Origin of the sequence: Cryobacterium sp. TMT1-3, assembly GCF_004402315.1 — a bacterium.
In the GTDB taxonomy this organism is placed as follows: Bacteria; Actinomycetota; Actinomycetes; order Actinomycetales; family Microbacteriaceae; genus Cryobacterium; species Cryobacterium luteum.
This window is the reverse complement of sequence record NZ_SOFW01000040.1, coordinates 291579-317837: the sequence shown is the minus strand read 5'-3', so window position 1 is coordinate 317837 and position 26259 is coordinate 291579. Positions and strand designations below refer to the sequence as shown.

33 protein-coding genes are annotated in these 26259 nt (G+C 63.1%); 21 read left to right on the top strand and 12 right to left on the bottom strand.

Annotated features, from left to right (window positions below):
• Positions 1-116: 116 nt before the first annotated feature.
• The 3 genes from E3O25_RS16095 to E3O25_RS16085 form a co-directional block, all read right to left on the bottom strand.
• Positions 117-692 (bottom strand): hypothetical protein, encoded by a 576-nt coding sequence (locus E3O25_RS16095; RefSeq protein WP_134361624.1) that lies wholly within the window; start codon positions 690-692, stop codon positions 117-119.
• A gap of 434 nt (positions 693-1126) precedes the next feature.
• Positions 1127-2314 (bottom strand): MFS transporter, encoded by a 1188-nt coding sequence (locus tag E3O25_RS16090; RefSeq protein ID WP_092106833.1) that lies wholly within the window; start codon positions 2312-2314, stop codon positions 1127-1129.
• Positions 2315-2397: 83 nt separating this feature from the next.
• Positions 2398-3771 carry an MBL fold metallo-hydrolase gene (locus tag E3O25_RS16085; RefSeq protein WP_134361623.1) on the bottom strand — a complete coding sequence of 458 codons (1374 nt, stop codon included), beginning with the start codon at positions 3769-3771 and terminating at the stop codon, positions 2398-2400.
• 108 nt (positions 3772-3879) lie between these two features.
• On the opposite strand from E3O25_RS16085, the gene E3O25_RS16080 reads away from it, so the two are divergent.
• The 5 genes from E3O25_RS16080 (at position 3880) to E3O25_RS16060 (ending at position 7517) form a co-directional block, all read left to right on the top strand.
• A complete protein-coding gene (locus E3O25_RS16080; RefSeq protein ID WP_092106602.1) occupies positions 3880-4569 on the top strand; it encodes a metalloregulator ArsR/SmtB family transcription factor in 690 nt (229 codons plus the stop codon).
• Positions 4569-4781 carry a hypothetical protein gene (locus E3O25_RS17630; protein WP_241988638.1) on the top strand — a complete coding sequence of 71 codons (213 nt, stop codon included), beginning with the start codon at positions 4569-4571 and terminating at the stop codon, positions 4779-4781. Before E3O25_RS16080 ends, E3O25_RS17630 begins: the two co-directional genes overlap by 1 nt.
• A complete protein-coding gene (locus E3O25_RS16075) occupies positions 4711-4917 on the top strand; it encodes a DsrE family protein (RefSeq protein ID WP_241983995.1) in 207 nt (68 codons plus the stop codon). The genes E3O25_RS17630 and E3O25_RS16075 overlap by 71 nt, the downstream gene beginning before the upstream one ends.
• Positions 4918-5522: 605 nt before the next feature.
• A complete protein-coding gene (locus tag E3O25_RS16065; protein WP_092106600.1) occupies positions 5523-7049 on the top strand; it encodes a multicopper oxidase family protein in 1527 nt (508 codons plus the stop codon).
• Between the two features lie 45 nt (positions 7050-7094).
• A complete protein-coding gene (locus E3O25_RS16060; protein WP_134361622.1) occupies positions 7095-7517 on the top strand; it encodes a DUF302 domain-containing protein in 423 nt (140 codons plus the stop codon).
• 521 nt (positions 7518-8038) lie between these two features.
• On the opposite strand, the gene E3O25_RS16055 is transcribed toward E3O25_RS16060, so the two are convergent.
• Positions 8039-8395, bottom strand: coding sequence for a co-chaperone YbbN (locus E3O25_RS16055; RefSeq protein ID WP_092106594.1), 357 nt, complete (start codon positions 8393-8395; stop codon positions 8039-8041).
• A gap of 125 nt (positions 8396-8520) precedes the next feature.
• On the opposite strand from E3O25_RS16055, the gene E3O25_RS16050 reads away from it, so the two are divergent.
• The 3 genes from E3O25_RS16050 to E3O25_RS16040 all read left to right on the top strand — a co-directional run bounded on the left by E3O25_RS16050 (position 8521) and on the right by E3O25_RS16040 (position 11402).
• Entirely contained in the window at positions 8521-9897 is a 1377-nt protein-coding gene (locus E3O25_RS16050) for a rhodanese-like domain-containing protein (protein WP_092106592.1), read from the top strand.
• 138 nt (positions 9898-10035) lie between these two features.
• Positions 10036-10641: a rhodanese-like domain-containing protein gene (locus tag E3O25_RS16045; protein WP_370448781.1), complete on the top strand. Its 606-nt coding sequence runs from the start codon at positions 10036-10038 to the stop codon at positions 10639-10641.
• Entirely contained in the window at positions 10638-11402 is a 765-nt protein-coding gene (locus E3O25_RS16040; RefSeq protein ID WP_092106588.1) for a sulfite exporter TauE/SafE family protein, read from the top strand. Before E3O25_RS16045 ends, E3O25_RS16040 begins: the two co-directional genes overlap by 4 nt.
• A 15-nt stretch (positions 11403-11417) precedes the next feature.
• On the opposite strand, the gene E3O25_RS16035 is transcribed toward E3O25_RS16040, so the two are convergent.
• Positions 11418-11708, bottom strand: a complete 291-nt coding sequence (locus tag E3O25_RS16035; RefSeq protein ID WP_092106829.1) for a metal-sensitive transcriptional regulator — start codon at positions 11706-11708, stop codon at positions 11418-11420.
• Between the two features lie 131 nt (positions 11709-11839).
• On the opposite strand from E3O25_RS16035, the gene E3O25_RS16030 reads away from it, so the two are divergent.
• The 3 genes from E3O25_RS16030 to E3O25_RS16020 are packed head-to-tail and all read left to right on the top strand — an operon-like array spanning position 11840 to position 13294.
• The gene (locus E3O25_RS16030; RefSeq protein WP_241988624.1) at positions 11840-12400 is read left to right on the top strand and encodes a hypothetical protein; all 561 of its coding nucleotides are present in this window, start codon (positions 11840-11842) and stop codon (positions 12398-12400) included.
• Between the two features lie 28 nt (positions 12401-12428).
• Positions 12429-12923, top strand: a complete 495-nt coding sequence (locus E3O25_RS16025; RefSeq protein ID WP_092106586.1) for a hypothetical protein — start codon at positions 12429-12431, stop codon at positions 12921-12923.
• Positions 12920-13294 (top strand): rhodanese-like domain-containing protein, encoded by a 375-nt coding sequence (locus E3O25_RS16020; protein WP_092106584.1) that lies wholly within the window; start codon positions 12920-12922, stop codon positions 13292-13294. The genes E3O25_RS16025 and E3O25_RS16020 overlap by 4 nt, the downstream gene beginning before the upstream one ends.
• 65 nt (positions 13295-13359) lie before the next feature.
• Here the strand turns inward: E3O25_RS16020 and E3O25_RS16015 are convergent, their stop codons facing one another.
• Complete coding sequence (locus E3O25_RS16015) at positions 13360-13650, bottom strand: hypothetical protein (protein ID WP_092106582.1); 291 nt, start codon at positions 13648-13650, stop codon at positions 13360-13362.
• Complete coding sequence (locus tag E3O25_RS16010) at positions 13647-13922, bottom strand: hypothetical protein (RefSeq protein ID WP_092106580.1); 276 nt, start codon at positions 13920-13922, stop codon at positions 13647-13649. Before E3O25_RS16010 ends, E3O25_RS16015 begins: the two co-directional genes overlap by 4 nt.
• Positions 13923-14024: 102 nt before the next feature.
• On the opposite strand from E3O25_RS16010, the gene E3O25_RS16005 reads away from it, so the two are divergent.
• The 4 genes from E3O25_RS16005 (at position 14025) to E3O25_RS15990 (ending at position 16416) form a co-directional block, all read left to right on the top strand.
• Positions 14025-14774: a DsbA family protein gene (locus E3O25_RS16005; RefSeq protein ID WP_241988623.1), complete on the top strand. Its 750-nt coding sequence runs from the start codon at positions 14025-14027 to the stop codon at positions 14772-14774.
• A gap of 2 nt (positions 14775-14776) precedes the next feature.
• Complete coding sequence (locus tag E3O25_RS16000) at positions 14777-15616, top strand: cytochrome c biogenesis CcdA family protein (protein ID WP_092106576.1); 840 nt, start codon at positions 14777-14779, stop codon at positions 15614-15616.
• Positions 15613-15804: a hypothetical protein gene (locus E3O25_RS15995; protein ID WP_134361620.1), complete on the top strand. Its 192-nt coding sequence runs from the start codon at positions 15613-15615 to the stop codon at positions 15802-15804. The genes E3O25_RS16000 and E3O25_RS15995 overlap by 4 nt, the downstream gene beginning before the upstream one ends.
• A gap of 201 nt (positions 15805-16005) precedes the next feature.
• Complete coding sequence (locus tag E3O25_RS15990; protein WP_134361619.1) at positions 16006-16416, top strand: hypothetical protein; 411 nt, start codon at positions 16006-16008, stop codon at positions 16414-16416.
• Positions 16417-16426: 10 nt separating this feature from the next.
• On the opposite strand, the gene E3O25_RS15985 is transcribed toward E3O25_RS15990, so the two are convergent.
• On the bottom strand, positions 16427-17176 hold the full coding sequence (locus E3O25_RS15985; RefSeq protein ID WP_092106572.1) for a GntR family transcriptional regulator: 750 nt from the start codon (positions 17174-17176) through the stop codon (positions 16427-16429).
• Positions 17177-17841: 665 nt separating this feature from the next.
• Between E3O25_RS15985 and E3O25_RS15980 the strand changes: the two genes are divergently transcribed.
• Entirely contained in the window at positions 17842-18306 is a 465-nt protein-coding gene (locus E3O25_RS15980; RefSeq protein ID WP_092106570.1) for a hypothetical protein, read from the top strand.
• 19 nt (positions 18307-18325) lie between these two features.
• Here E3O25_RS15980 and E3O25_RS17960 read toward each other — a convergent pair whose 3' ends face one another.
• Both E3O25_RS17960 and E3O25_RS15970 read right to left on the bottom strand, forming a co-directional pair.
• Complete coding sequence (locus tag E3O25_RS17960; RefSeq protein WP_092106568.1) at positions 18326-18685, bottom strand: type II toxin-antitoxin system RelE/ParE family toxin; 360 nt, start codon at positions 18683-18685, stop codon at positions 18326-18328.
• Positions 18685-18972, bottom strand: coding sequence for a type II toxin-antitoxin system ParD family antitoxin (locus tag E3O25_RS15970; protein WP_092106825.1), 288 nt, complete (start codon positions 18970-18972; stop codon positions 18685-18687). Before E3O25_RS15970 ends, E3O25_RS17960 begins: the two co-directional genes overlap by 1 nt.
• 225 nt (positions 18973-19197) lie before the next feature.
• Here E3O25_RS15970 and E3O25_RS15965 point away from each other — a divergent pair, with 225 nt between their 5' ends.
• From E3O25_RS15965 to E3O25_RS17220, 5 genes are all read left to right on the top strand, one after another.
• Positions 19198-19842: a TetR/AcrR family transcriptional regulator gene (locus tag E3O25_RS15965; RefSeq protein ID WP_134361618.1), complete on the top strand. Its 645-nt coding sequence runs from the start codon at positions 19198-19200 to the stop codon at positions 19840-19842.
• 103 nt (positions 19843-19945) lie between these two features.
• Positions 19946-22465, top strand: coding sequence for an MMPL family transporter (locus tag E3O25_RS15960; protein WP_134361617.1), 2520 nt, complete (start codon positions 19946-19948; stop codon positions 22463-22465).
• A gap of 256 nt (positions 22466-22721) precedes the next feature.
• Positions 22722-23291, top strand: a complete 570-nt coding sequence (locus E3O25_RS15955) for a hypothetical protein (protein WP_092106562.1) — start codon at positions 22722-22724, stop codon at positions 23289-23291.
• A gap of 159 nt (positions 23292-23450) precedes the next feature.
• Positions 23451-24860: a glycosyltransferase family 2 protein gene (locus E3O25_RS15950; protein WP_241983976.1), complete on the top strand. Its 1410-nt coding sequence runs from the start codon at positions 23451-23453 to the stop codon at positions 24858-24860.
• Positions 24857-25171 carry a hypothetical protein gene (locus tag E3O25_RS17220; RefSeq protein WP_198411003.1) on the top strand — a complete coding sequence of 105 codons (315 nt, stop codon included), beginning with the start codon at positions 24857-24859 and terminating at the stop codon, positions 25169-25171. The genes E3O25_RS15950 and E3O25_RS17220 overlap by 4 nt, the downstream gene beginning before the upstream one ends.
• Here E3O25_RS17220 and E3O25_RS15940 read toward each other — a convergent pair.
• Positions 25115-25537, bottom strand: a complete 423-nt coding sequence (locus tag E3O25_RS15940) for a DUF1294 domain-containing protein (RefSeq protein ID WP_134361616.1) — start codon at positions 25535-25537, stop codon at positions 25115-25117. The two genes, E3O25_RS17220 and E3O25_RS15940, sit on opposite strands and share 57 nt — an antisense overlap.
• Entirely contained in the window at positions 25537-26229 is a 693-nt protein-coding gene (locus E3O25_RS15935; RefSeq protein WP_092106556.1) for a carboxylesterase family protein, read from the bottom strand. Before E3O25_RS15935 ends, E3O25_RS15940 begins: the two co-directional genes overlap by 1 nt.
• Positions 26230-26259: the final 30 nt, after the last annotated feature.

The following is a 26259-nucleotide window of genomic DNA, read 5'->3' as shown; positions in this document are numbered from 1 at the left end:
GCACCAAGAAACGCTGTGATCGGCGCGCGGTCGGCGGTTAAACACCGCTTCGCCCTGTTTTTGGCAGGGCGAAGCGACTTTTAATGCTGGTATTGGAATTGTTGACGACCGGGCGGCTAGCTGGGTGGTGGTGACGGCGCCGTGTCGGTGGGTGGCGTCGCCGCCGTGATTTCAGCGCTGGAATAGTACGTGCTCGCGAAGGACTTGTTCTTCGTGGTGAGGGGCACTCGGGCGAGCTCGCTCTGAATGAACGTCAAAATCTTTCGGATATTGGCCGAGACGAGTGCGAGTGTCACGGCCAGCGACGCAAAGGTATTGCCACGTGCGCGCCGTTTCATTGGGGAGGCGATGTCTTCGGTCGCGGAGTCCTTGATGAATGCGTTCTGCGATTCGACGATGTTGCGCAGTGCGTAGAAACCCTTCCACACTGGACTTTTGTGGGGGTAGGTCTGCCCGTACTTCAGGGCTTTGTCCTTGGCGGGGTCTTTCCCGGCGGGTATCACGACGGTCTTCTTGCGGATGGGCTCGATGAGTTCACCGGTCTTGTGGTCGAACGCCAAACCGTCGTAGTTCTTAGGGTCAGGGTAGAGGTATTGGCGTGAGCCGTCGGGCCATCGCTTGCCCTTGGGCTTGGCGCGGTACTTTTCACGTTCGGCGATTCGCTGGTCTCGGAGTTCTTTGGCTTGACGCACGGGGTTTCGAGTCGCTGAAGAGGATGTCGTCCGTCTTCGCGCGTCTCCTCGTCGACGGGCACGCCGGTGTCGGCTGCCTTGCGGTCCTTTCGGTACAGGTCGACGGCGTGGATAAGGTCTTGCGGCATGTATTTCATATACCACTGTGGCGAGTAGCGCTTGTAGGTAGCGCTCGTCCGGACTACCGGTGCTAAGAAGGGCTACTCGCCATCGTGCGTATGACGCCCGGTCATCGGGCTTAATCTCGGGACAGACAAACGGGCACCGTCGCAATTCAGCACGGTCAGACCCGCCAGATTCCGGGGGAGTGCCCGCAAGAGGTCCGCTCTTTGCGCCACCTTGGGCCGGGCCAGTTGGTGGTGAGCGGAATCCGATTTCGGCCACGTGATACACGCTGAACGTGAGCGTCACGCTCGTGCGCAGGCGATGCCTATTCAGGGGTGGTCGTCTCCGCGCATCCGCACGGCCACGAGGAGTCCGGATGCGGCAGTCAGGGCCGCGACCACGGCGACGGCGGCCGGAATGCCGAAGGCGTCCGCGATCAGTCCGGACAGCAGCGCGCCGACCGCGAAGCCGCCGTCACGCCACAGGCGGTAGGTGCCCACCGAGCGGGCCCGCCATTCGGGGTGGGCGACGTCGCCGATCGCTGCGAGCAGCGTCGGGTAGACCATGGCGGTGCCTGCCCCGAGTAGCACGGCGGCTGCCAGCCAGAGGCCGAAGCTGTCCCCGACGGCGACCATGCCTAGGGCGACCGCCTGCACGATCATTCCGCCGACGATCAGCCATTTGCGGCCGATCCGGTCGGAGAGCCCCCCGGTGATCAGTTGACCGGCTCCCCAGACGGCCGGGTAGACGGCGGCCAGGATGCCGATGCGTTCGATGCTGAGTCCGGCGGCGGCGAACAGGATGGGGAACAGCCCCCAGGCCAGACCGTCGTTGAGGTTGTTGACCATCCCGGCCTGGCTGATCGACGACAGGGAGCGATCCCGGAAGCTCGTGAGGGTGAAGACCTGCCGGTCACTGAGGGAGCCGGCATGGGCGTGCTCGGACACATGGTTGGCCGCTTCGGCCTTCGCGTAGTGATGTGTTTCGCGCACGAAGAGCGCGGAGAGTCCGAGCCCCAGGGCGATGAAGGCTGCCCCGAGCAGGAACGGGCCGGGGCGCAGCCCGTACTCGGCGGCGATGTATCCGGTGGCCAGGGCCGTGGCTGCGACACCGAGATAGCCGGCCGCCTCGTTGAAGCCCATGGCCAGGCCGCGCTGCTTCGGGCCGACGAGGTCCATTTTCATCATCACGGTGGTTGACCAGGTCAGTCCCTGGCTGATGCCGAGGATCACATTGGCCGCGACAATCCAGCCCCAGGTCGGGCCGAGGATCAGAATAAGCGGCACAGGAATGGCGATCAGCCAGCCGGCGATTAGCACGGGCTTTCGGCCGTAGCGGTCGGAGAGGGTGCCGGCGAAGTAGTTGGTGCCGGCCTTAGCCAGGCCGAAGGCCAGGATGTACGTCAGCGCGCCCGTGTACCGATCGACGTGGAAGACCTCGTCCGCCAGCAGGGGCAGCACGGTGCGCTCCTGGCCGAGGGTGCCGCCGACCAGGGCGTTGACGGCGACGAGCAGCATGAACTGGGGGAAGTTCTGCCGCAGACCCAGCGTGATCACGCGGCCGACGCCCTTCCGTTGGTCCACACGGCCTGGCGTCCGGCTCATCGTCCGGTCTCCAGCGAGCGACCAGCTTCACGGGCCCAGTCCGCGGCGCCGCCGTTGAGCACGGCGACGGCGGTTCGACCGCCGCGCTCGAGGATGCTCGCCGCGCTCATGGCGCGTTCGCTGTGGCCGCACATGACGACGAGGGGTCCGGTGGGGACCTCGCCGAGGCGCCCGGCGAGGTCGCCCAGTTCGATGTTCCAGGCGGCGGCGACGTGACCTGCCGCGTACTCCGAGGCCTGGCGGACGTCGAGCACGGTGGCTGAGGCTTCAGCGCCGGAGACCATGCTCCGGGCTTCGATCAGCGATCCCGTGGCCGCTGCTGCGGAGTTCTTCCACGCAGGGAATCCGCCGTCGAGTTCGCCGGCGAGGGTGTCGAAGCCGACCTGCGCGGCCGCCCAGACGATGTCCGCGGGATCCTGATCCGGATTCCGCACGATAATGACCAGCCGGTCTGGCTCGGCCAGCCAGCCGAGCCAGGTCGCGAACACCGGGCGCAGCGCGATGGACAGGGAACCGGGGATGTGCCCGGCCGCGAAGTGCGCAGGCTGCCGAGCATCCACGATCTGGGCGCCCTGCTCGCGCAACGACATCACGCGGTCGACGGACAGCGCCGGCAGCGGCGGAGTGGTTCCGAGAACGACTGGGCCCCGCCGGTTGACCTCGCCCAGGCGCAGGAAGTAGTCAGGGAAAGTGCCGAGGGAACCGAGCAGCGCATCAACGAAGGCGTCCTCACCGGCGACCTGGAGCAACGGGTTGGTGGCCCGTTCGCGGCCGATCGTGGTCATCCGTTCGCCACCGGCCGCGGCCGAGCAGAACGACCCGGCGCCGTGGGTGGGCCTGACCGGGGTGTCGTTGGGCAGTTCCATCAGCCGGTGCAGCGAGTGGTACTGGGCTCGGGCCAGCGGAACGGTCATTTCCGGGCTGACCAGGTCTGTGCGCCCGGCGGTTCCGACCATCAGTGACCCGCCGGTGAAAACGCCGGCGATGCGCCCGTGGTCGAGCAGCAGGTAGGAGAGGTGTTCGGGTGAGTGGCCGGGTGTCGCCAGCGCCTGCAGGGTGATATTACCCAGGTCCAGGTTATCGCCGTCGTTGAGCACGGTGTGGGCGAATCCGCGCGGACCCACGTCTGGTGCAAGTACCGTGGCGCGTTCGGTTTCTTCCAGTTCGCGCACGCCGGAGATGAAGTCCGCGTGCAGGTGTGTTTCCGCGGCGTACGCGATGGATAGTCCCAGGCGCAGAGCCTCCGCACGTACCTGGCGCAGGTCCCGTTCCGGGTCCACCACCAGAGCCCTACCCCGGCCAATGTCCAGGAGGTAAGTGGAGTTACCCAGCCCCTCGTCGATAACGGGCACAAGATGCAGCATTTCCATGTGGCGCTCCTCAGGTCGCACGACCCGCCAGAAACGGGAAAGATCAATATTCCATAAAACCATGGATTACTAGAAGATACTAGTATGAAAGGAACCGGGAGGAAGCGCATGGGTGATCGTGAGAAGAAGTCCGCGCTGTTCGAGCAGTTCGCGCGCGTTGGCAAGGCACTCGGCAGCGGCAAGCGCCTCGAACTGATCGACCTGCTGGCTCAGGGCGAACGCACAGTGGAATCGCTGGCGAACGCGGCCGGTCTAGGCCTGACCACCGCATCCGCTCACCTGCAAACCCTCAAGCGCGCCGGTTTGGTCACCACCCGCCGGGAGGGCACCCGGATTCATTACCAGCTTGCCGGGGATGACGTCGCCCGGCTCTACGATCTAGTTCGCGCGGTCGCCCAGACCTACTTGTCAGATGTTGAAGCGAAGCGCATCGCCTACCTCGGACTCGATGAACCTGGGTCAGGCGACGACGCGCAGGAGGAGATCACGCGGGAGGAACTTCTCGCCCGCGTCACGGCGGGGACCGTCACAGTGCTGGATGTCCGGCCGCGGCAGGAATACCAGGCCGCGCATATCCCCGGAGCCCTCTCCATCCCGCTCGAGGAGCTCAGCGGCAGGCTCAGTGAGTTGCCGCTCGGCCGCGAGATTGTCGCCTACTGCCGTGGCGCGTATTGCGTGCTTGCCTACGAGGCCGTCGGCGTGCTGCGCCAGGGCGGCCACCGGGCAACCCGGTTGCACGAGGGGATGCTGGAATGGCGACTGGCGAGCCTGCCGGTGTCCGCCGAGGCGGCCGCCTGATGAACATCCTCATCATCAACGGCGCCGCCTACGGCCAGGACGCCACGTACAACGCGGTTCGACTTGCGAAGTCGTTGTCCAGACGGGACGAGGCCATCACACAGGCCTTCCTGGTGGGCGACGGCGTCACGGCGGCGATGGCTGGGCAGAAAAACACCGGAAGGTTACTACAAGCTGGACCGGAGGCTCCTGTCCATCACCCGGCGAGGTAGTGAGGTTCGCTCTTGCAGCACGTGCATGGATGCCCGCGGAATCACCGATGCCATGCCCATCGAGGGTGCCGCGCGATTCACCATGGATGCCCTGGCCGACTGGACCATCGCCGCGGACAAGGTGCTGGTTTTCTAGCGCTCGCTGATCGCCGTTCCCGCTGAGGGTTCGGCGGTGACCTATCGCCAGAGCGCGTCATCGCTTGGCAGGCGGGCGTCCCCCGATCGGGGTCAAGATGGTGACGAGCTTGGCGCCAGCAATGGCCTTCCGATTCCACCCGTTGGTCATGCCTTCACGCTATATCCCGCGACCCCTGGGCCTAGTTCGAAGCCATCAAAGCCTCGCGTTTTGGCCTTCTTATTGCGTGAGTTTCAGCGGGTCGCGTGTGAGCTACGTGCCGTTTCACGTGCGTGGACGATCTACTCAGCCACGACTTATACCTCTAGGGGTATGGTGGAGATGCGGATCAGTAAACGAAAGGAAGTAACTCAGATGATGTGGGGTAACGGAAGTATGGGATGGTCCTGGGGGTTCGGCCTGCTAGCTATTGCCGGTGTCGCCGTGCTTATTTATGTCATTGTTCGTTTTTTGTCGAACAAATCCGCAAGCGATGACACGCGATCCGCTCCGAGGCAAGCTGATTCCGCCAGTGCCAGGCGGATTCTTGAGGAGCGTTTCGCTCGGGGGGAGCTCACTGCGGAGCAGTTGCGTGATCAGCTGCGGGTGCTCGAGGAGGGCCGGTAGTGCCCGACCTTAGTCGCCGTAGCGCCCTGATCCTCGGCGGGGTGGGGATTGCAGGCACAGCTGTGGGTGGAACGGGTTTCTTCGTCAACCAACGGATCTCCTCGACGACGTCACGGGCTATACCGTCCGGGAGCGACCTCGTGGAACCCCCGGAGCTACGAAGCGTCAGCGGCACTCTCACCGTTGATCTCGAGTCTTCCCCCCAACAGGTGACCATTGCTGGTCGTGATGTGCGTGCGCTGAGTTACAACGGTGGTGTGCCCGGCCCCACACTGCGCGTTCGAGCGGGAGACACCCTCAGCGTCAGCCTTCGTAATGGTCTGGCCGATCCGAGCAACCTGCACGTGCACGGCCTTCACGTTTCGCCGGAGAACAACGGCGACAACATGTTCGTCACCGTCGAAGCCGGCGACTCCTTTGATTACCAGTACGAATTGCCCGCCAATCACCCGCCGGGCGTGTACTGGTATCACCCGCACCACCATGGTTTCGTGGCCGATCAGGTATTCGGTGGGCTCTATGGCGCCATCATTGTCGAAGACCCCGACCCTATCCCGGCCAGCCGGGAACGAGTGCTCGTCATTTCCGACATGACCCTTGATTCCGCGGGAACAATTTCAGCGGCCACAGCGATGGAGAAAATGTCCGGACGCGAGGGAGACCTCGTTCTGGTCAACGGGCAACTCACCCCTAGCATGACTTCCCGCCCTGGTGAGCGGGAACGATGGCGCATCGTCAATGCCTGCGTGTCCCGCTATCTGCGGCTGCGCCTCGACGGGCAGCAGTTGTCCCTTCTCGGAATCGACTCCGGACGGTTCGAAGCCGCGCACGAGGTCGACGAGGTCGTGCTGGCCCCGGGGAACCGGGCCGACCTTCTCGTCACTGGCACAGCCGGCACCTCCGTGCTGCGTGCCCACACCTATGACCGAGGTATGTCCGGCGGAATGATGATGGGAGGCGGAGGCTCCACTGCCGCCGCCGACGTCGCACTGGCCTCCTTTATCGTGACCGGTGACGATGTCGCGACAGTCGCCGCCATACCTGGTCAGCCCGTTCCGCGTGACCTTCGCACGGCTACCGTAACCGCTCGACGCGAGTTGATCTTCGCGATGGGAATGGGCGGGGATATGGGCGGCGGCATGGGCGGGGACACGGGCAGTGGCATGGATGGCGGCATGGGCGGAGGAGTGGGTCGGGGCATGATGTCAGCCACGATCAACGGCCAGGTATTCGATGCCACCCGGGTCGACACGACCGTGCAATTCGACAGTGTGGAGGACTGGTTGCTGACGAATACCAGCCCGCTCGATCACCCCGTGCACCTGCACGTGTGGCCGATGCAGATCATTGAACAGTCAGGCCGGCCCGTCGAAACCATCATGTGGCAGGACGTCGTGAACATCCCGGCACGCAGTACCGTGCTAGTACGTATCGCGTTTGACGACTTTAGCGGACGTACCGTGTACCACTGCCACATTCTTGACCACGAAGACAGCGGAATGATGGGAGTTGTCACCGCAAACTGACAGTAGCCGCAACCATCAATTCGAAAAATGAATCAGGAGAAATCAATGGACTACGCGCACACCATCACCGTCTCGCTGCCCTACGAAGAAGCCGTCTCCAGGGTGCGGGAAGAACTTGCCAACCAAGGATTCGGCGTTCTTACCGAAATCGACGTCCACGCGACCTTCGAAACGAAACTCGGCGTCGAAAGCGCGCAGGCACTGGGCGACTACCTGATCCTGGGCGCCTGCAACCCCGCCCTCGCCGAACAGGCACTCACTGCAGAGCCCGACATGGGCTTGCTGCTTCCGTGCAACGTCGTGATCCGACGAAGCCCGTCAGCGACTTCCACCACGGTTCAAGCCATCAATCCACAAACCATGGTCCAGCTCAGCAATTCCCCGGGGATACAGAACGTTGCTAATCAAGCCAATGAACGTCTTCTCGCCGCGCTAGCCGCTCTCCAAGGAGAAAACAGCAGCAACTAATACGCGCTCTGGCCCGCGAGAGCACGGTGCGGGCTGTGTCGCTGATTCTGTGCAGAGCAGCGCGCGGCGGCGCTCTTTCTGACATGAGGGCTGCGCATATACCCGACCGCGGTGCGAGGATGTCCTCGCCCCCGGCCGTGTCAGCCGTTAGCCGCGCCGGTGGTCCGGTTGGCGGTCTGGCCAGCGCTGTCGAGCCTCGACAGCAGGAGCGGGTACCGCCGTTAGCGTCCGAGTAGCCGGGACCAGAAGGAGCTAGTCGGTTTTTCTTTCACGTGCCCGGCGCATTGCTGGTTGCGTGGCACACCGCGCATGACCTGATCAACGTGCTGACCGCAGCCCGCCCACGTTGTTTTTTGACACACTTTGCAGGTGACGGAACGACACATACTAGATCTCCATTCAATAAGGTGAACTACTAAAAGAATTATACCCCAGGGAGTATTCTACTGACGCGGGGGCAGTGACGTGCTCATGTGACCCTGCTGTGAAGCGGTCATGCGGTTTCTCACAGAGCGCGAGGTTTATCGGGCGGCGATGCTGGCGCGCACGTCGTCCATGTTGAGGTTCTCGACACCGGTAATGAGCTCTTCCAGGCTGGACGCGTTGAGGGCACCTGGCTGGGAAAAGACGAGCACGGAGTCCCGAAATGCCATCAGCGTGGGGATGGAGCGGATGCCGGCGGCTGCGGCCAATCCTTGTTCGGCTTCGGTGTCGACTTTTCCGAAAGTGATTGCGGGGTGTTTTTCAGACGCCGCGCTGAATGTCGGGGCGAAACTGCGACACGGGCCGCACCACTCGGCCCAAAAATCAACCAGCACGATGGGACTCTGGGCAATGGTCGCGTCGAAGGTGGTCTCGGTGAGATCGGTAGTAGCCATACACATAGACTATACCCTTAGGGGTATCTTGCATACCATACGGGGTATGTGTGAGACTGGGGCGCATACCCACTACACGGCCCAACTCGTGTCGGCGTGGTGGGCCCCGATCTTTGGAGGCCACGATGATTTTGACCCAGTACTACCTCAACTGCCTGTCCCATGGTTCGTACCTCGTCGGCGATCCGACGAGCGGTCAAGCCGTTGTCGTGGACCCCCGCCGCGACATCGACGACTATCTCGCCGACGCCCAAGCGAACAACCTGACCATCGTCGGCGTGATCAACACGCATTTCCACGCTGACTTCGTCGCCGGTCACCTCGAGCTGGCCGCAGCCACTGGCGCCTGGATCGGCTACGGCGCCCGCGCCGAGGCAGAGTACGAGATCCGTCACCTGGCCAATGGCGAGAAGATCTCGCTCGGTGAAGTGGAACTGGAAATTCTCGACACCCCCGGGCACACCTGGGAGTCCGTCAGCATCGTCGTCCGTGAACACGCCGGCGACGCCGTTCCCCATGCTGTTCTCACCGGCGATACCCTCTTCATCGGTGACGTGGGGCGTCCCGACCTGGCCGCATCCGTCGGCGCCGATCCCGACCAACTGGCCCGCGCCCTGTACGCGTCGATCCACACGACCCTTCTCGCCTTGCCCGATGCGGTGCGTGTTCTCCCCGCCCACGGCGCCGGTTCCGCCTGTGGCAAGAACCTCTCCGACGAGCTCGAATCCACCATCGGCACCCAGCGCCTCACGAACGCGTCCGTGCAGCCGATGAGTGAAGACGATTTCGTGACAATGATCCGCAGCGGCCAGCCCGCAATCCCCGGCTATTTCGCCGTCGACGCGATGATCAACCGCAGCGCGCACGAAATCATCGGTTCCACCCGTGAACTGGCACCGCTCACCTTGACGGATGTTCGCAGATCCGTTGAAAACGGAGCCCGCGTTCTCGACACCCGCAGCCCCGAGAACTTCGCCCTCGGGCACCTGGCCGGGTCCATTAACGTGGGATTGGACGGACGCTTCTCCGAGACGGCCGGAATGGTCATCCAGCACGACGACAGCATCGTGATCATCGCCAACTCCGGCCGCGAAGCCGAGGCCGGAATGCGGCTGGCCCGCATCGGCTTCGACCGGGTCGCCGGATATCTGACAAACCCGGTGCAGGCGTTCACCGACCTCGGCCCGCTGGTGCAGGTCGGTGCGCGGGTCGAGCTCGAGGAGTTCGAGGCTCTGCGCCGGGACACCGCCGCAACGATCCTCGACGTACGCAACCCCGGCGAGGTCGAGCAGGGCGCGATCCCGGGCTCGCTGCGCATTCCTCTGGCCGAGCTGGGCCAGCGCCACGCCGAAGTGCCCGCCGGACCCGTGATCATCCACTGTGCCAGCGGCTGGCGTTCGAGCGTCGCCGCGAGTGCACTGCGGGGCCTTGGCCATTCGGACGTCACCGACCTCATCGGCGGCTACAACGCATGGGCTGCCCAACATTCAGTGAAAGCCTGATGGAGATGACGCCGCCGCTGAACACCTAACCAACGTTGGCTTCACGGCAGACACGATCGTCTGAGGCCTGCCTCAGTGGCAGGCCTCAGGGCTGCCCGGCATTGCTACGCTCCCGTACCAAACTGAAACGGATCCACTATCTCTGACACCACGCACACCGTCAACCGCACTCCGCCTTGGATTGGGGCGGACGAATTCCATCAGTGGGTTCTCCATCATGACGACCTGATGATCATCGATGTGAGGGACGGCTCGGAGTTTGAAACCCGGCATATCCCGGGTTCGTATCACGTGCCGCTTCACCTGCTCAAAGAACACACTGAAGAGTTTGCGGCGCAGATGGCCCTCCGGGTTGTGCTGGTGTGCCAGTCGGGTCGACGCGCGGAAGAAGCGCGAAAGAATCTTGACGCAGCTGGCCTGAGCGGTGCTCGCGTGTTGACCGGTGGTGTGGCGAGCTATGCCGCCGCCGCCGGCGGCGATATCACCAGCGGTCGCTCCACGTGGGCCATGGATCGACAGGTACGCATGACGGCCGGATCCCTGGTGTTGGCGAGCGTGCTGGCGGGAAGGTTCATCCATCCGCAGTTCCGTCTTCTCGCCGGCATCATCGGTGCCGGTCTCACGGTGTCGGCCGCCACCAATAGTTGCACGCTGGGGCGAATTCTGTCGTGGATGCCCTGGAATCGCCCGGTTTCCGAACCCACGAAGAGTGACATCCTCGCGCAGCTGGCGCCGCACGCATGATCCTGGCCGCGCTGCTTCTGGGAGTGTTCGTGGGTGCGCTGCTCGGCCTAGTCGGCGGAGGCGGGTCAATTCTGGCCGTTCCGGCCTTGGTCTACGGTGTCGGGTTACCCCTCGAGGAGGCGATACCAACCTCGCTGATCGTCGTGGGAGCGGCGTCGGCGGTTGCTGTGCTTCCGCGGCTGCGCACCGGCGTGAACTGGCGTCTGGCCGGCATCATCGGCGCCGCCGGCATTCCCACCGCCTACCTCGGCACCCTCGTAAACCGACTGGTTGACCCTCAGCTTCTGCTCGGCGCTTTTAGCGTGATCATGGTCATCGCTGGCGTGCGAATGTTCTTTGCCACCCCCGCCGCAACCGGCCCCTGCGCGCTGCCCGGCGGCGGAACCCGGTGGCGCAGTTGTCTGCCCCGTGTGCTGGCAACGGGCACCGTGGTCGGGTTCCTGACCGGACTGCTCGGCGTCGGCGGCGGGTTCCTCATCGTTCCGGCACTGGCCCTCGTGCTCGGACTCCCCATGGGCGTCACGATCGGCACGTCCCTCGTGATCATCGTCATCAATTCGGTCGCCGGCTTCAGCGCCCACCTGAGCGACGTGCAGATCGACTGGGCCGTCACCAGCGCCTTCGCGGGCACCGCTATGCTGGCATCCCTAATCACGGGCAGACTCAGCCGAAGACTCCCCGACCGCGTTCTCAAAACAAGCTTCGCGATCCTTGTGCTCTGCATCGCCGTGTACGTCGCGATTCGCGCCGTCGCCGGCTAGCTCTCGCGAGCGGGGTCAGGCGAGGGAGAGGAAAAGCTTTTCAAGCTCATTGACACTGAGCTGCTGGGTTTCCCCATCCGCGCCGCTATCAATGAGGCACTCCTTCATCGCCGACGAGATGATCGTGAACCCCGCCCGGTCAATGGCACTCGAGACAGCAGCCAGCTGGGTGACCACGGCACGACAATCAGCGCCAGACTCAACGGCTGTGATGACGGCGCCGAGTTGCCCCTGCGCGCGCTTGAGTCGATTGAGGGTCTTGCGCAGGTCGCCGCTGGCGTGGGTCGCGGGTTCGGTAATCCCCATGAGGGTGTGCTCCTGTTCGTAGGCGGATGCGAGGCTGGTTTTGCCTGAGACCACGATACCCCTTAGGGTATCAGTATATTCAAATATGGCAGCAAGCGTTTTACGATGAAAAGTAAATGAGGGCTATTCGAATGCGTGACCAGCGCACCAGCAGGGACGAATCATCACGGCGTGCCCCTTGGCGCGGCAAGCTGGCCAGGCTCGGCGGGGACCTGCATCGCTGGCCCTCCCGTCGCTGGTGGGTTGCCCTGGCAACAGCACTATTTACGGTGGTCTTCATTGCCATTCCGACGGACTTGATTGACACGCCATTCTTTTCGCGACAGATCCCGCCGACCGCCTGGTCGTGGCCGGTGCTTATTCTCAGTGCGGTTTTAGCGGGTCTGGTCACCGCCACCTATGTGGCGCACCCGGAAGGTGCCCCGCCCAGTAGGGCGGCCGGACGATTGGGCATGGCCGGTTGGCTGGTGACGTTCTTCGCAGTGGGATGCCCCGTCTGCAACAAATTGGTTCTCCTCGCTCTCGGGACAACCGGAGCGATGCAATTCTTCGAGCCGGTCCAGCCGTATCTGGCCGCCGCGTCCATCGTCTTGCTCGGCGGGGCTCTCTATGCGCGCATGACTCGAGAAAATTCTTGCGGTCTTCCCGCTCGCACCGCTGCCGCGACAGAGGCCCTTGATCGTGTTCTCTGACCTACAAACTTGGTCGACTCGACGCTGGATGATCACGGCCGCCGCAGCCGCAGCCGCGTTCATTGCTTTTGTAACCGGCTACGCGCCCCGGGCGGACGACGCAGACGGCGCCCTGTGGTGGACGGTCGCGGCCACCGCGCTCGGAGCGAGCTTGATCGGCTTGATCGTTGCCAGTTATGTCGGAACCCCCATCGGCGCCGACGCAACTCTCTGCGACATACGGTGGCCAGCTCTGGGTCTGATCGCGCTGTATCTGACGACCGAAGTCCGCTCCCTCGACCCGATAGTGAGCGGTGCTGCGCGCCCGGCCCTGGCCGCCGCCGCCCTCGCCCTATTGATCTGGGCACTGCGCGAACGACTGGTCAGCGAACGCCGAGCCACCACCCGCCGCGAATCGTCAGAGTCCGCTGAGGGTGAGGTCTGCACTACCTGCACGCCTTTGTTCCCTCGCTCCCGGAAAGTCGCCCCAGAGCCGATCACATTGCCACCCCCGTCACGCACCCGTCAGGACACCCCGCCATGAAGAAAGCACTCACTGCAATCACAATCGCCGTGGCGGCACTGCTCAGCATGGCCGCCTGCGCGAGCCCCCCGCCGGCGCCCTCCATCGCTGTCACCTCCAGTACGGTCATCATCGATGTGCGCACCGCACCAGAGTATGTCGGTGGACACCTTCAGGACGCCATCAATATTGACGTGCAATCCGCGGACTTCGACACGCTGATCAAGGCGCTGCCAATCGACGGGGACTACATCGTCTACTGCGCCACCGGAAACCGGCCGGCTGCAGCAGTCACCCGTATGGCCGACCTCGGGTTCACCGCACTGACCGATGCTGGTGGCATCACGGACGCGTCTGCCGCCACCGGACTGGCCATCGTCGTCGACAAATAAGTTTCCTCTGTTCGCACTTAACTTAATACCCCATGGGGTATACTGAAGGACTTCAGCTCGACCAACTAAGCCTTTAGGCTAAGACCCACGGACCGAAGGCTGTTTTCACATGCCACCACCGACACGCCCGGCAAAGCAAGTGCCGTGTTGATTTCGTCACCGAGGCCGGAATTGGCCGCGAGAAACTGGACGGCTCGGCCTTGAATCACGAGGGCAATTGTGCTCACGGTGGCGAATCCGTGATGGGCGTTGCGCACAACCTGCAGGCCCGCGGTAACGGAGGCTTCATCCGGACCAAGCACATGAAGAAGAAGTTGCGGAACGCTCTGGAGAGCCGACGCGTGAACGGCGTTCATGAATTGACCGAAAGTAGTGGCGGGATCACCAGTGCTGCCGCCACGCCGAGGTAGGCCACCGCGACGACGCGTACGCGACGGTAGTGACATCGCTGCGTAGACTGTGGAGCCTTGCCCCACGCCTCGGAGCGGAGTTGTAACCGAGGCGCTTCGTTCATGACGCGGCGGTAGGCCCGGGCATCATCGAGGTGGAGATGCGGCTCGCCGGCGAGGGCAACGATGCGGTCAGCCTTGAGGGCCATTAGTGGCGGGGCGATGGTTGCTTGGAGCATGACTGGACTCTTTTCAATCAGAAAACCGGGAATGTTCCCAGACTCGGACGGGGAGGCGGCTATAACTGTCTTTTTTACCCTAATGTGCGTACATTTAAGATGGTGCCGACACAACAGAACTTCACAAAAAATAGGCCGATCCGACGAGTCAAGGTGCGGCGACGCACGCTCCTGATGCTTTTAGGAGCGGCGGCAGTTCTCGCAGTCGTCATCGTCGGAGTGGTTGCACAACAACCCGTCCAAGAATCCACTTCGGCCCCCGCTGAACAATCCGGGGGAAAAAGCGGCGAGCAGACGCTCGATCTCGCCCGACGTGTCGATGGCGAGGTGACGGCACTCGGAGAGGTCGACGCGCCGGTTGTTTTGGTCGAATACGCCGATTTCCGGTGTCCGTTTTGTGGGGTTTTCGCGCGCGATACCCTCCCTGTCCTTGTCGAGGAGTATGTGGACAGCGGTCAAGTGCGCATCGAATGGCGGGATCTGCCGGTGTTCGGCGAGGAATCCACGGCTGCGGCTGTGGCTGCCCGCGCGGCGGGCGAGCAAGGTTTCTTCTGGGAGTTTGCTGAAGTCGTCTTCGCGGGTGCCCCGGAACGCGGACATGTGGCACTGCCCCCGGAACGTCTTTTGGAAATCGCGACAGAAATTGGTGTTCCCAACCTTGAGCAGTTCGTCTCCGACCTGGACAATGCTGAACTCTTGGAGAAAGTCAACATTGACGCGGCAGAGGCACGGTACCTCGGAATTACCAGCACGCCCATGTTCGTGGTGAACGAAACGCCGATTTCCGGCGCGATGCCGGTGCAGGTGTTTCGCGACACGATCGACAGCGAACTGGCGAAGGCCGGACGCTAGACATGGATATTGGCTACGCCGGCGCCCTGATTGGTGGGATGCTGACACTTTTGAGTCCCTGCTCGGTCATGCTCCTTCCTGCGTTCTTCGCCTACGCGTTCGCGAAGCCGTCCGAGCTGCTTGCCCGTACCGGATTGTTTTACCTGGGACTAATTACCACGTTGGTGCCGCTGGGAGTGCTGGCTGGTACGGTCGGGGTGTTCGTCACGCAAAATCGCACGGCCTTCGTCGGGATCGCCTCATTGCTCGTGGTGTTGATGGGTATCATCCAAATTTCTGGACTACGTTTTCCCGCCTTTACCCGCGGCAGCGCAGCCGAAGGGACCTCGGCAATATCGGTCTACCTCCTCGGCGCTGTCTACGGAGTAGCCGGAGTGTGTGCAGGCCCCATCCTCGGCTCGGTGCTTACCGTGGCAGCCCTCGGCAGTAACGCCGTCTACGGGGGAGTGCTCTTAGCGATCTACGCGCTCGGCATGGCAGCGCCCCTGATCGTGCTCGCCTTGTTGTGGGACCGACTTTCACTGGGAAAGAGTCGGTGGCTGCGCCCGCGGATGCTCACTATCGGAAGATGGGAGAACTCGTGGTTGCTGATCGTATCCGGGATCCTGTCAATCCTGATCGGAATCTTCCTGTTCCTCACCGACGGTACCGCGAGCCTCGGCGGAGTTTTGACCATCGGAGATCAGTTCGCCACCGAGGCCTGGGTACTCGATATGTCCTCACTGGTGACCAATCTCGGATTCGGGATCGCCGCGATCGTCGTGCTAGGCCTCATCGCGCTGGCCTACGCGGCTTGGAACCGTCGCACGCGCCGGCAGCGAATACCTCAAAAGCAAGAATGAGACGCGCTGCCGGAGCCGCAGCCGCCACGCTCGTTAGCGTTGTGTTGCTGGCCGCGTGTTCCGGACCTTCGTCGCAGCTCGGCGCTCATCGTGTCTCCGACGACGTCTCGCCCGCGGTCATGCTCCGCGCGCACGACGGTACTGTCAGTGTTGCCGAAGACGCGACGGGAGCGTCAGCGATCGAGTAGGGAAGCAATGGCACCGGCCTCATCGAGACGGCAGGCTTACTCACGGCTGTCGACACCACCACCGGAGAAATACGCTGGGACGCGAACACACTCTCACGCCCCACGGACGTCGAATCTTCCTCAGCGGTCTCGGTTGCCGTCAACGCATCTCAGGGCGATATCGTCTTTCTGGACTGGGTCAACCCCGCGGGCGACACATTCGTGAGCGCCCACAATCCGAGAACTGGCGCTATTCTCGCGGAATTTTCGGGACATCTGGCCGGACCGTCAATCAGTAACGAGTCATCAGAAAACCTCGCCGTGTCCTCCTTCCGTCCACCGGACGGGGCGACGATGCTCACCGCAATTGATCCGGACTCCGGAATGCTGTGGGAGCAGGTTCTGGAGGGCGACACGACCCCGGCATCGGCCTCTGACAAAGCGATCTACCTTCGTGTCGGGATGGGAAACGTTACGATCACCTGGTCCGACGGACACCAGCAGCAACGCGGTCAGGAAAGAATTCCGATGCCTGTTCTCCCTAACGGAACCGGGCTTTTTCCCACCGGGGACCCCTACGAGTACGTCCTGGCAAGCCCTCAGCTCGACGGCCTTAAGGCGGAGAACCGATAAAGACTAAAGCTCACCGGGGTGAGAATGATGTGGTGACCGCGAAACGGTCGCCACGGACGACAGTCTCCCGCCATTCCACCGGACGTCCCGCCGCACGACCACACCGTTCAATGAAGAAAGCGGCAGTGCCGACCGGGCAGTCAAGAACTCGCGCCTGTTCGGCGGTAACGGCAATCGCTGTCAGGGTTTCCTGTCCGCCGTCCAGCGTGATCCCACACCGGAGCGTCAGCTCCTGATAGAGAGCAGTGTTGCTGAAATCGACGTCGAGAAGGCCGGCAGCGCGATCGGCAGGCAGCCAGGCGCTGTCAACGGCAAAGACATAGTCGTCAGCGAAACGACGGCGCTCAATATTGATCAGCGGAGCGTCGCCGGGCAGGTCGAGCCGGTCAGCAATCCGCGCGTCGACACGGATCTCGCACCGGATCAACTCGCTGTGCTGCCTCATCCCAGAGGCCTCAACTGCCGCAAACAAGCTGTAAACCGGCCCAAAGCGATGTTCATCGCCGTGGTTAACGTGCACCACCGGGCGTTTACCCCGACTTGATGAAACCAGCCCCACTCGACGCAGAGGGTTCAGCGCAAGTCGAACGGTACTGCGGCTCACCTGATATTCCGCGGTTAGTTGAATTTCACCGGGGAACGTGTCCGCGAATTCGCCCGAGGTTATCCGGTTGAGAATGTCGTCATGGACGCGCAACCAGAGTGGCTGACCAGGCAATCTGGCCAGTCGTGCCCGGTCTGCTTCAGCCGCAGTTGACATGTGAGTTCCGCTTCTCCTCGGGCAATAGGTGCGCCAAAATGCAATTATCCCTTGCGTGCACTACGAGTGTGGGTCGGTAACACCTATTCGACGTTGCTGCCACGAAATGCCGGTCAATATCGTGGGAATGGGTGGGGCGCTGGATGGGTGGGCGTCACGGGCTTCGAGCTCTGCGTCGATCTCGTGCGGATCGAAAACAGGGCCAGTGCTGTGCCGGGCCGCTGCCGCGGGTTGCCTGCCTTAGGGTCCGGTTTTGCCGCCCGCTGGTCGTCGGACTTTCCACAACCGGCATCGGGCGCTTCGGATGGCCGCGCCCGTGGAATTAATTCCGCGATGTGATGGAAAAGTGATCTGGCACGACCTCCGAGTCCCGCGCCAACAATGCGAATTAGGAATTACGTGAAAATACCCGCACAAGAAATCACTGATCAGCGGCACAATTTGCGCTGGTAATTTGGCGTCTGCCCACATCCTGCCCATATTTTCTCACGTCTCACGTCTCACGTCGCTCGAGCACGTTCCGGCCCACGTCGTCCGGGCTCTCCGCATGTTCGTGGATACGCGCAGCAAAGCTACAGGCGGCGCGGAATTATCGCCTACCCACGTCTGGTCGGTAACGCGACGGGATGGATCGCCCTGTCGGTGGTACGCGGGACTATTGGCGCATGCAAATTCAACGATCCACAATTGACCCCATCCTGCGACAATTCTTCGACCACGAGTTGGCCGGCAAGGCCGGCCTGTCCCGTTCTCGCATCGAGGTAGTCGAGCGTCGCCTGCGGGAGTGCCTCGAGGCAGAGGCTGAGCGAATTCTCGTGACCGGGGATTTGGAAATTCTGGCAGCCGAACGGCAATTCATGCAGGATGGCGCAGTGGCCCGCACGATGCACGCCGACGATCTGGTCTTCATGCTCTCGTTGTTCGTGTGCGACCCCTGGCTCCCCGACGATCCTGTGCAACGCGCAACCCAATTGCGGTTGGCTGAATATCTCACTGGTCATCTCTTGGAGGCGCGCCTCGTCGACCGGGAGCAAGTCGTCTGCCCGCTCATTGATATCCGTGTGGCAATCGACACGGAGAAGGTCCTCCGCCGGGCGCGTGCGGCCGTTCCGAAACGCAAGCCGCAGTAAGTGAATGACGTGACGATGGCTAATCCCAAGTCTGTGGGTAATCGACGTGGAGGCGTGGTTCCATGGCGTCGTGAAGGACTCGGCTAATGACCAGTACCTCCCCGTCCCAACGACAGACGAGGAAGTGTCGCGGTCGTCGAACAGCCACGCCAGGGGAGCGGGTACGACTCTGCGCCAGATGCCAGGAAAAAACGCCGTCCCCCAGTTCTGGTCGGTCGATATGCCCAACATTGTCGGCACGCGAAGCCGCGTCCCGGATGGCCGTGGCGATCAGCGCCTGATAGCGATTGCGCGCATCCGTACCGAACTCCTCTTCAGACCACGCAAGAATCCGCACGATATCGGCCTGCGCCGAATGAGTTAGACGGTAGTCCGCCATCAGTCGGTCGAGCTGGCCCGCGCTGCGCGACCACCGAGCTCTCGAATGAAATCATCGAGGTTCTCGTCGGCGATGTCGTCATAACGCCCGGTGGCGATGTCCAACCAGCCCTTCTGTGCGGCATCTCGCAGGGCAGCAACCTTGGCTGCATTCTCCAACTCCTGGCGCTCCAGGAGTCGGAGTCCGTCGCGCAGTACTTCGCTGGCGTTTTGGTAACGCCCGGCCTTTACCAGCGACTCAACGAGCTCGTGCTGGTGCTGACTCAGAACAACATTCCTCGTGGCCACGGCAGTTACCTCCATTGGCAGTTTATGCCATCTGGTCCACATTTGACAGGGCACCGAAGTTGGAATGATGCAGCTATCCGCCTCCTTGACCTGTCAAGAGCCCTCCCCCGTAGTCATTGGGCTGCGGGGGTTTTCGTTTCCCGGGACAGGGGGTCGTCTTCAGCCATGTCTGAGAGAGTGGTGAAGTTCTTGCACTTTGTGCGTCGTTGCACTTAGTGTAGGCACGTGACATTCCCCAATATCGCTCCCGATCGGCGGGCCGAACTCAAGGCTCGGTACCGTCAAGCCATTCTGGATGCCGCTGCCGCGCTCATCCGCGAACGGGGCAAGCCGCAGTTCAGCGTCGACGAACTCGCTGAGCGTGCCGACGTCTCCCGGCGCACGGTCTTCAATCATTTCTCCTCGCTCGACGACGTGATCATGACCACCTGCACTCAGTTGCTCAGCGCCACCGTTGACGAATTCCGTGCGGCGACGGCAACCACGCCGGCTGGAGACGGCAGTCGTGACGGACTGTTCGATGAGCTCACGGCGGTGCTGCGCAACATCGACCTACCGCCCGTGGTGGCCTACCTCGCCGGCGTGCTCACCGTCGAGGGCGAGAATGGTCGCTCTCAGCACAGTATCGGCGACGTCTTCACCCGCACGACCGAACAGCTTTCGAAGGAAATCGCCCAACGCACGAGCGCGATCGACGAATTCGAGGTCGCTGTCATCGTGAGTTCGGTGATGAACGGCATCGCCGTGGTGTCTGGCCATTGGCTGGCCCGCACCGGCGGAGCGCTCGACGCGTCCTCGCGCACAGTCTGGAACGAGCTCCTCGACCGCCTCATCGCCACCATCCGCACCGGCTACGCGCCGCCCAGCTGAGCTGGCTCCCTTCGATACACCACCCTCGGTTCCCGATGACGCAACGCGAGGTGCCACCCCGGTCACCCGACCACACCCGACACGCAGAAAGTATCTGAGAACTATGGCTTCCCTTCTCTACCGTCTCGGGCGGTTCTCCGCCCGCCGAGCCTGGCCGGTCATTGTGGCCTGGATGGTCATTCTCGGTCTCGCGGTCGGTGCCTTCGCTGTCTTCGGAGGCACTCTCACCTCGTCCGTCAGTATTCCCGGCACCGCCACCCAGAAAGTCAGTGACGAGCTCGCGGAGAAGTTCCCTTCGGCCAGTGGTGGGCGTGGCACCGTCATCTTCACCACAGCGGATGACTCCACCTTCACCGCCGCACAAAAAACCGCAATCGGTGACCTCCTCACCCGCACCGTCGACCTTGACAGTGTGAAATCGGCGACGAACCCATTCGACACCCAGGCCCAGATTGACGATCAGTCCCAGCAGGTTGTGGACGGCCGCCAGAAAATAGCTGACGCCACGGCCCAGCTCGAGGCGGGGCAGGCTCAGATCGACGCGGCCACGGCCCAGGCCGCGGCCGGGCAGGCGCAGCTCGATGCCAGTCGCACGCAGGCCGAGGCTGCGGGGCAACTCGCAGCCGCGCAGCCGACCCTCGATGCGCAGCAGGCCCAGCTCGACGCGGGGCTGACCGAGATCGCCGCGCAGCAGGCCACCCTCGATGCCAACCGCAGCGAACTCGAAACGCAGAGCACCACGCTCGAGCAGGGAGCCGACCTGCTCGACCTGGCCGCAGGCATCCGTCAGGTGTCAACCGACGGGACCACGGCTGTCGCGAGCGTGCAATTCGACACATCGCTCAACCTGGTTCCCGCGGAAGCCAAGGAAGCCGTTGTCGCGGAGATGAACGACGCCGGGATCGACGGTGTCACGGCTGAAGTCTCCAACGACATTGCCTCCAGCATTCCCGAGATCCTCGGCCCGGGCGAGATCGGCGGTGTGATCGTTGCGGCGATCGTGCTGTGGGTCATGCTGGGTACCCTGATCGGTGCGGGATTGCCCTTGCTGAACGCGCTGATCGGCGTGGGCGTCGGTGTGCTCGCTTCCCTCGCGCTGTCCGGATCCGTCGAAATGCTTTCCGTCACCCCGGTCCTCGGAGTGATGCTCGGACTCGCGGTCGGCATCGACTACTCACTGTTCATTCTCAACCGACACCGCACCCAACTCAGCCGTGGTCTGCCCCTGCAGGAGTCGATCGGACTGGCGAACGGAACCTCCGGAAACGCGGTCGTGTTCGCCGGCGCCACCGTGCTCATCGCCCTGCTCGCCCTCAACCTCACCGGCATCCCCTTTCTCGGGCTCATGGGTACGGTCGGTGCCGTCTGCGTCTTCGTCGCGATTCTCATTGCGATCACGCTGACGCCGGCCGTGCTGGGACTGGTCGGCATGAAGATTCTCACGACGAAGGCCCGCGCCCGGGTCGGCCACGCCAGCAACACGGCCAAGGTGCCGGTCAAGCCGATGAACACCGTGCGCGCCGTCGTCACGGTGGTCGTGGGCATCGTCGTGCTGCTCATCGTGGCCATTCCCGCCCTCTCGATGCGTCTCGGACTCCCCGCAGGCTCCTCCGAACCGCTGGGCTCGAGCGCGTACAACGCCTACAAACTCGCCGACGACAAATTCGGGGCCGGCGTGAACGGACCGCTGCTCGTCGTGGCCGATCTCGAGACAGCCATCACCCAGAACGAACTGCTTGCTGAACAGGTGCGCATCGGCATGGCCTTGCGAGCGGAGAACGATGTCGTCGCCGTCGCGCCGATCGGAGCATCCGACGATGACCTGCTGCTGGCCTTTCAGGTCATTCCGGCGGAGGGGCCGAACAGCCAATCGACCGAACAGCTCGTCCGTGACCTCCGTGGCCTCGACCTGGACGGTGTCACCTCTCTCGGCGTCGCCGGGAACGCCTCCGGAAACATCGACGTGAGCGAAAAACTCGCCGCCGCGCTCCCGCTGTACCTTCTCGTTGTCGTGGGGCTCTCCTTGATCATTCTGATCTTCGTGTTCCGCTCGATCCTGGTGCCGATCACCGCGACGCTGGGCTTTGTCTTGTCGCTGTTCGCATCTTTTGGAGCCATCACGGCAGTCTTCCAGTGGGGCTGGCTCGGGGCAGTGTTCGGCATTCACGACCCGGGGCCGATCCTCAGCTTCCTGCCCATTCTGGTCGTGGGCGTGCTGTTCGGACTGGCGATGGATTACCAGCTGTTCCTGGTGAGCGGCATGCGCGAATCGTACGTGCACGGCGCCTCGGCGCGCCTCGCGGTGCAGCGGGGGGTGCACGCCGGGCGCACGGTGGTCATCGCCGCCGCGCTCATCATGGCCTCGGTCTTCTCCGGCTTTATCTTCTCGAACTCGGTGATGATCCAGTCGATTGGGTTCGGGCTGGCCGGTGGCGTACTGCTCGACGCCTTCGTGGTGCGGCTGCTGATCATCCCGGCCGTGATGCACCTCCTCGGTGACGCGGCCTGGTGGCTGCCGAAGTGGCTCGACCGCATCCTGCCCAACGTGGACGTGGAGGGGGCCTCGCTCGAACGGACCCACCCGGTGGCCGTACCCGAGGGCGTCCCAACGCCGATCGCCTGAGCTTCTCGGTGGGGCGGCAAAACTGTCGCCCCACCGCAAAACTCCTCGAGCTCGACCTTCCGTTGTCGCCTCCGACGTAGGAGAAGGGCGCGCGCGGGCTGTTCGTCGTCACCGACTGACAGACCTGAAAACGGTCGGGAGTAAATTCTCGGACAGCATAAAATAGGAGTCACCTGCACGAGGAAGTGGTGGCGCAATCATTTGGAACCGGTCCCGGCGTCGTGCTGACGCTCACGCACACGTCAGTGAGCCCGACGTGAACGCCGAGCTGCCCGACCTCGAGCGTACGGTCGATGAAGGCCTGCTCATCGCGTTGTCGGCCGTGCGGATGGCCGTGAAGAACGACATAATCGTCGGCGCACTGCGAGAACACTTCGACTACGATCTTGCGCGGTACGCCGACAACGCCCGCAGCGAGCTGCATCGGCTGGCTCGGCAGAACGAAGAGTATGCCCGACGGGTCAGTCGCTTGGGCAAAGACCTCGCAGCGATGAAGTGGCGGCTGAGCTTTACCGACGACCAAAGACACGACCTCAAGCAGTTCGCGCTCAGATTCCGGGTGCACGAACGGTTGACGCTCGCCCTCGACGCCGTGGCCGAGGACGACGACCAGGTGGCGCGGATCGTGGCGAGTGCCCAACGGTCAGCGAGCGAGGAGGTCAGCTCGGCGGTCTCGTCGAAGCTCATCGAACTGGCCGTTGATCAGCGCGAACCTGATTACGCCGAACACCGCGACGAACGTCTCGAAGCGTTCGTCCTCATCAACCTCGCCATTCTAAAAGCCAAGCATGACGCTGAGACCTCTCCCGAATTCAACGAATACTAAATTCGCTGATTGTCTGTGGCTGTCCATCGGCCCGCAGCCCGATCGGTACTCGGCGTGTCACCAGACTGACCACTTGCCGAGAAGAAATCACTCCACAGCAAGAAGACAGATCTAATCGTTACAGTGCCCATTATGGGGGTAAAAATATATAGCCGGTCGGTGGGTCTTCTAGTTGCCGCGACTGCCGCTGGTGCCGCGATCCTGCTCTGGGTCGCCGTCGCGTCCGACGAACCCGCGGCGGGCCGCACGGTTGACGAAGGATTGCTCCTCGGCATGTGGACCTACCTCTACGCCCTGGACATACCAGCCCCCCGAGTGCTGCTGGCAGCCGTTGCCCTGGCGATCTTCTTCGCTGCCGGAGTTGCCCTGATCGAACGCCGGGTGACCAACAAATCGCGGCGGTCGTCGGACTACCGCACGGCCCCGCTCGCTCCGAAGATCGTGATGGCAGCCACGCGAGGCGTCTTTGCCGGTCCGGTCGCGATCACCGTCTTGATTCCCGCCCACAACGAGGAAGCCTCCCTACCGGCCACCCTCTGTTCGCTCCTGTCGCAGTCCCACCGACCCGGACGGATCATTCTCGTTGCCGACAACTGCACCGATGGCACCGTGGCCGTGGCGCTGGAGCATGGAGTCGAAGTGCATGAGTCGGCAGGCAACACCAAAAAGAAGGCGGGCGCCCTGAATCAGGTTCTGGCGCGCATTCTGCCCGACCAGGGCGACAATGACATCATCATGATCGTCGATGCCGACACGACTCTGGATGCTGGCTTTCTCGAGACCGGCGTCGCCCGTTTCACCAGTGATCGTGCACTGATGGCGGTTGGAGGACTCTTTTACGGCGAACCGGGCTCCGGAATACTCGGTCAGATGCAGCGCAACGAGTACGTGCGCTACTCCGCTCAGATCAAGCGCCGTCGCGGAATGGTCTTCGTGCTGACGGGAACGGCATCCATGTTCAGGTCCCGTGCGCTGCGGGCGGTCGCGAGCAATCGAGGCTCGGCGCTCCCCGGCCACAACGGTGATGTGTACGATACTCAGGCGCTCACCGAAGACAACGAGCTGACGATTGCGTTGAAATCGCTCGGGGCGCTCATTATCTCGCCGTCGGAGTGCACGGTGGTGACCGAGGTCATGCCCACACTGCGCAGCCTGTGGGTGCAGCGCCTGCGCTGGCAGCGCGGTGCTTTGGAGAACATCGGCGCTTACGGCATCACGCCGTCCACCCTGCGGTATTGGGCCCAGCAGCTCGGCATCGGGTACAGCGTGATCGCCCTCTCGGCCTTTCTGCTTCTCATCGTTCTGACGCTGCTGTCGGTGGATGGCTGGGTGTGGTTTCCCTTCTGGCTGGGCATCGGAACCGTCTTCACTGTTGAACGTGTCGTGTCCGTCTGGAAGGGCGGGTGGGCCGCCCGCGTGCTTGCCGTCACCGTGATTCCGGAACTGCTCTTCGACATGTACCTCAACGCCGTCTACATTAAGGGAATCATCGATATCACGCTGGGACGGCAAGGCAGCTGGGGGCACGTGATGCAGCCGATCACCGAGCGACCGGTCGTAATCACATGACCAGTCTGATGTTGCCACCCCTGGGTATTCTGCTGCCGGGATCGGTGCTGCAATCCGACTTCTTCGCCATCCTTGCGACGTTCGTCGCCATCAACACGGTGATGTACGCGGCGCTCGCGATTGCGAAGATTCTGCCGCGGGTCTATCTCAGTGACGTCATGCCGGGACAGAAACGGCGCCTCGAAACCCGAAGTATCTACCCCGCGACTGATTCGGATACGGTGACGGCGCGACAACAGGGCGAAAAACCGATTTTAGAGCGTGAACAACGCCTGCACCGCGCGAGTCGTCACTCGATCGACCGCGGGTGAGCTCAGGGCGACGAAAAGCCCCACGTTGAGCACGACCGTGATCCAGAACGCCGTGCGAAAGCTCGTCTTCTGCGTCTTGTGGCGCAACACCTGCTGGGCCACGATCGCACCAGGCCAGCCGCCGAGGAAGCCCCAGAACAGCAGGGTACGTTCCGGCACCCGCCAGCTGCCGTTCCTCGCCCGCCGCTTGTCCGTGGCATACAGCCCGAAACAGATCAGGCTGGCGACCAGGTACAGTCCGAGGGCCCAGAGCGCCCAGGGCGGCTGAGGCCAATACGCGGCGACGGCCAGGTAGACCCCGGCGAAGACGGCGATGGCGAGATAGCTGCCCCGGCCAGCAGCGCGGCGGGAACGGGCGATGACCATCACCCCATGCTAGAGGTCACAGTCGCGACAGAAACCGTTGCGCCCTCTCGATCGTAGGTGCCGATGATCAGCGGTTCGCGGTGTGCTCGACCGCCGCGAAAGGCCTCGAGCGGATGCTCCGGAAGCATGATTCCGTCAATGACCGGCGCCAGGCAGAACGTGCCCGGATTCGCGTCGGGGGTGCGCACCTGCAGGGCAAGCGCCGCCCGGGTCAGGGCGCTGACCTCGGCGGTCGCCAGCAGTTCGATGGGGTCGCCATCACCGCCCGGCACGCTGAGAAAATGTTCAGCCCATTCGTCGGTGAGCGCACTCGTGTAGGCGGCGTTGCTTGGCGGGCTCTGCGCGATCGCCCGGGCGAACAATCCCTGTGTGGCGGGTGTTGCCATGAGGGTGATGATCGCGTTGCCGCCGGCCGATTCGCCGAACACGGTCACGTTGTGCGGGTTGCCGCCAAAAGAGCGGATGTTTGCCCGCACCCACTGGAGAGCGGCCACCTGATCACGCAGCCCCAAATTGTTCTCGATCGGGCGGGTGGGCGTGGAATACCGGCTGAAGTCGAGGTAGCCGAGGGCGCCCAGCCGATAGGTGAAGCTCACGTAGACCACCCGGCCGCTGCTCACGAACCCTTCGCCCTGTCCCGGAAAATCCTGGGCTGACCCGGTGCTGTAGCCGCCACCGTGCACGAACACCATGACCGCGTGGCCAGGCGCCGGTGACGCGCA

Bases quoted from the DNA above. Each gene is read 5' to 3' on its own strand.
- E3O25_RS16000 (WP_092106576.1), top strand. From the start codon at position 14,777: ATGGATATTGGCTACGCCGGCGCCCTGATTGGTGGGATGCTGACACTT.
- E3O25_RS15980 (WP_092106570.1), top strand. From the start codon at position 17,842: ATGCAAATTCAACGATCCACAATTGACCCCATCCTGCGACAATTCTTC.
- E3O25_RS16040 (WP_092106588.1), top strand. From the start codon at position 10,638: ATGATCCTGGCCGCGCTGCTTCTGGGAGTGTTCGTGGGTGCGCTGCTC.
- E3O25_RS17630 (WP_241988638.1), top strand. From the start codon at position 4,569: ATGAACATCCTCATCATCAACGGCGCCGCCTACGGCCAGGACGCCACG.
- E3O25_RS15960 (WP_134361617.1), top strand. From the start codon at position 19,946: ATGGCTTCCCTTCTCTACCGTCTCGGGCGGTTCTCCGCCCGCCGAGCC.
- E3O25_RS16055 (WP_092106594.1), bottom strand. From the start codon at position 8,395: ATGGCTACTACCGATCTCACCGAGACCACCTTCGACGCGACCATTGCC.
- E3O25_RS16010 (WP_092106580.1), bottom strand. From the start codon at position 13,922: ATGCTCCAAGCAACCATCGCCCCGCCACTAATGGCCCTCAAGGCTGAC.
- E3O25_RS16035 (WP_092106829.1), bottom strand. From the start codon at position 11,708: ATGGGGATTACCGAACCCGCGACCCACGCCAGCGGCGACCTGCGCAAG.
- E3O25_RS15935 (WP_092106556.1), bottom strand. From the start codon at position 26,229: ATGGTGTTCGTGCACGGTGGCGGCTACAGCACCGGGTCAGCCCAGGAT.
- E3O25_RS17960 (WP_092106568.1), bottom strand. From the start codon at position 18,685: ATGGCGGACTACCGTCTAACTCATTCGGCGCAGGCCGATATCGTGCGG.
- E3O25_RS16060 (WP_134361622.1), top strand. From the start codon at position 7,095: ATGGACTACGCGCACACCATCACCGTCTCGCTGCCCTACGAAGAAGCC.
- E3O25_RS16015 (WP_092106582.1), bottom strand. From the start codon at position 13,650: ATGAACGCCGTTCACGCGTCGGCTCTCCAGAGCGTTCCGCAACTTCTT.
- E3O25_RS15995 (WP_134361620.1), top strand. From the start codon at position 15,613: ATGAGACGCGCTGCCGGAGCCGCAGCCGCCACGCTCGTTAGCGTTGTG.
- E3O25_RS16080 (WP_092106602.1), top strand. From the start codon at position 3,880: ATGGGTGATCGTGAGAAGAAGTCCGCGCTGTTCGAGCAGTTCGCGCGC.
- E3O25_RS16030 (WP_241988624.1), top strand. From the start codon at position 11,840: ATGCGTGACCAGCGCACCAGCAGGGACGAATCATCACGGCGTGCCCCT.
- E3O25_RS16090 (WP_092106833.1), bottom strand. From the start codon at position 2,314: ATGCTGCTCGTCGCCGTCAACGCCCTGGTCGGCGGCACCCTCGGCCAG.
- E3O25_RS15985 (WP_092106572.1), bottom strand. From the start codon at position 17,176: ATGTCAACTGCGGCTGAAGCAGACCGGGCACGACTGGCCAGATTGCCT.
- E3O25_RS16085 (WP_134361623.1), bottom strand. From the start codon at position 3,771: ATGGAAATGCTGCATCTTGTGCCCGTTATCGACGAGGGGCTGGGTAAC.
- E3O25_RS16020 (WP_092106584.1), top strand. From the start codon at position 12,920: ATGAAGAAAGCACTCACTGCAATCACAATCGCCGTGGCGGCACTGCTC.
- E3O25_RS16050 (WP_092106592.1), top strand. From the start codon at position 8,521: ATGATTTTGACCCAGTACTACCTCAACTGCCTGTCCCATGGTTCGTAC.
- E3O25_RS16025 (WP_092106586.1), top strand. From the start codon at position 12,429: ATGATCACGGCCGCCGCAGCCGCAGCCGCGTTCATTGCTTTTGTAACC.
- E3O25_RS17220 (WP_198411003.1), top strand. From the start codon at position 24,857: ATGACCAGTCTGATGTTGCCACCCCTGGGTATTCTGCTGCCGGGATCG.
- E3O25_RS15940 (WP_134361616.1), bottom strand. From the start codon at position 25,537: ATGGTCATCGCCCGTTCCCGCCGCGCTGCTGGCCGGGGCAGCTATCTC.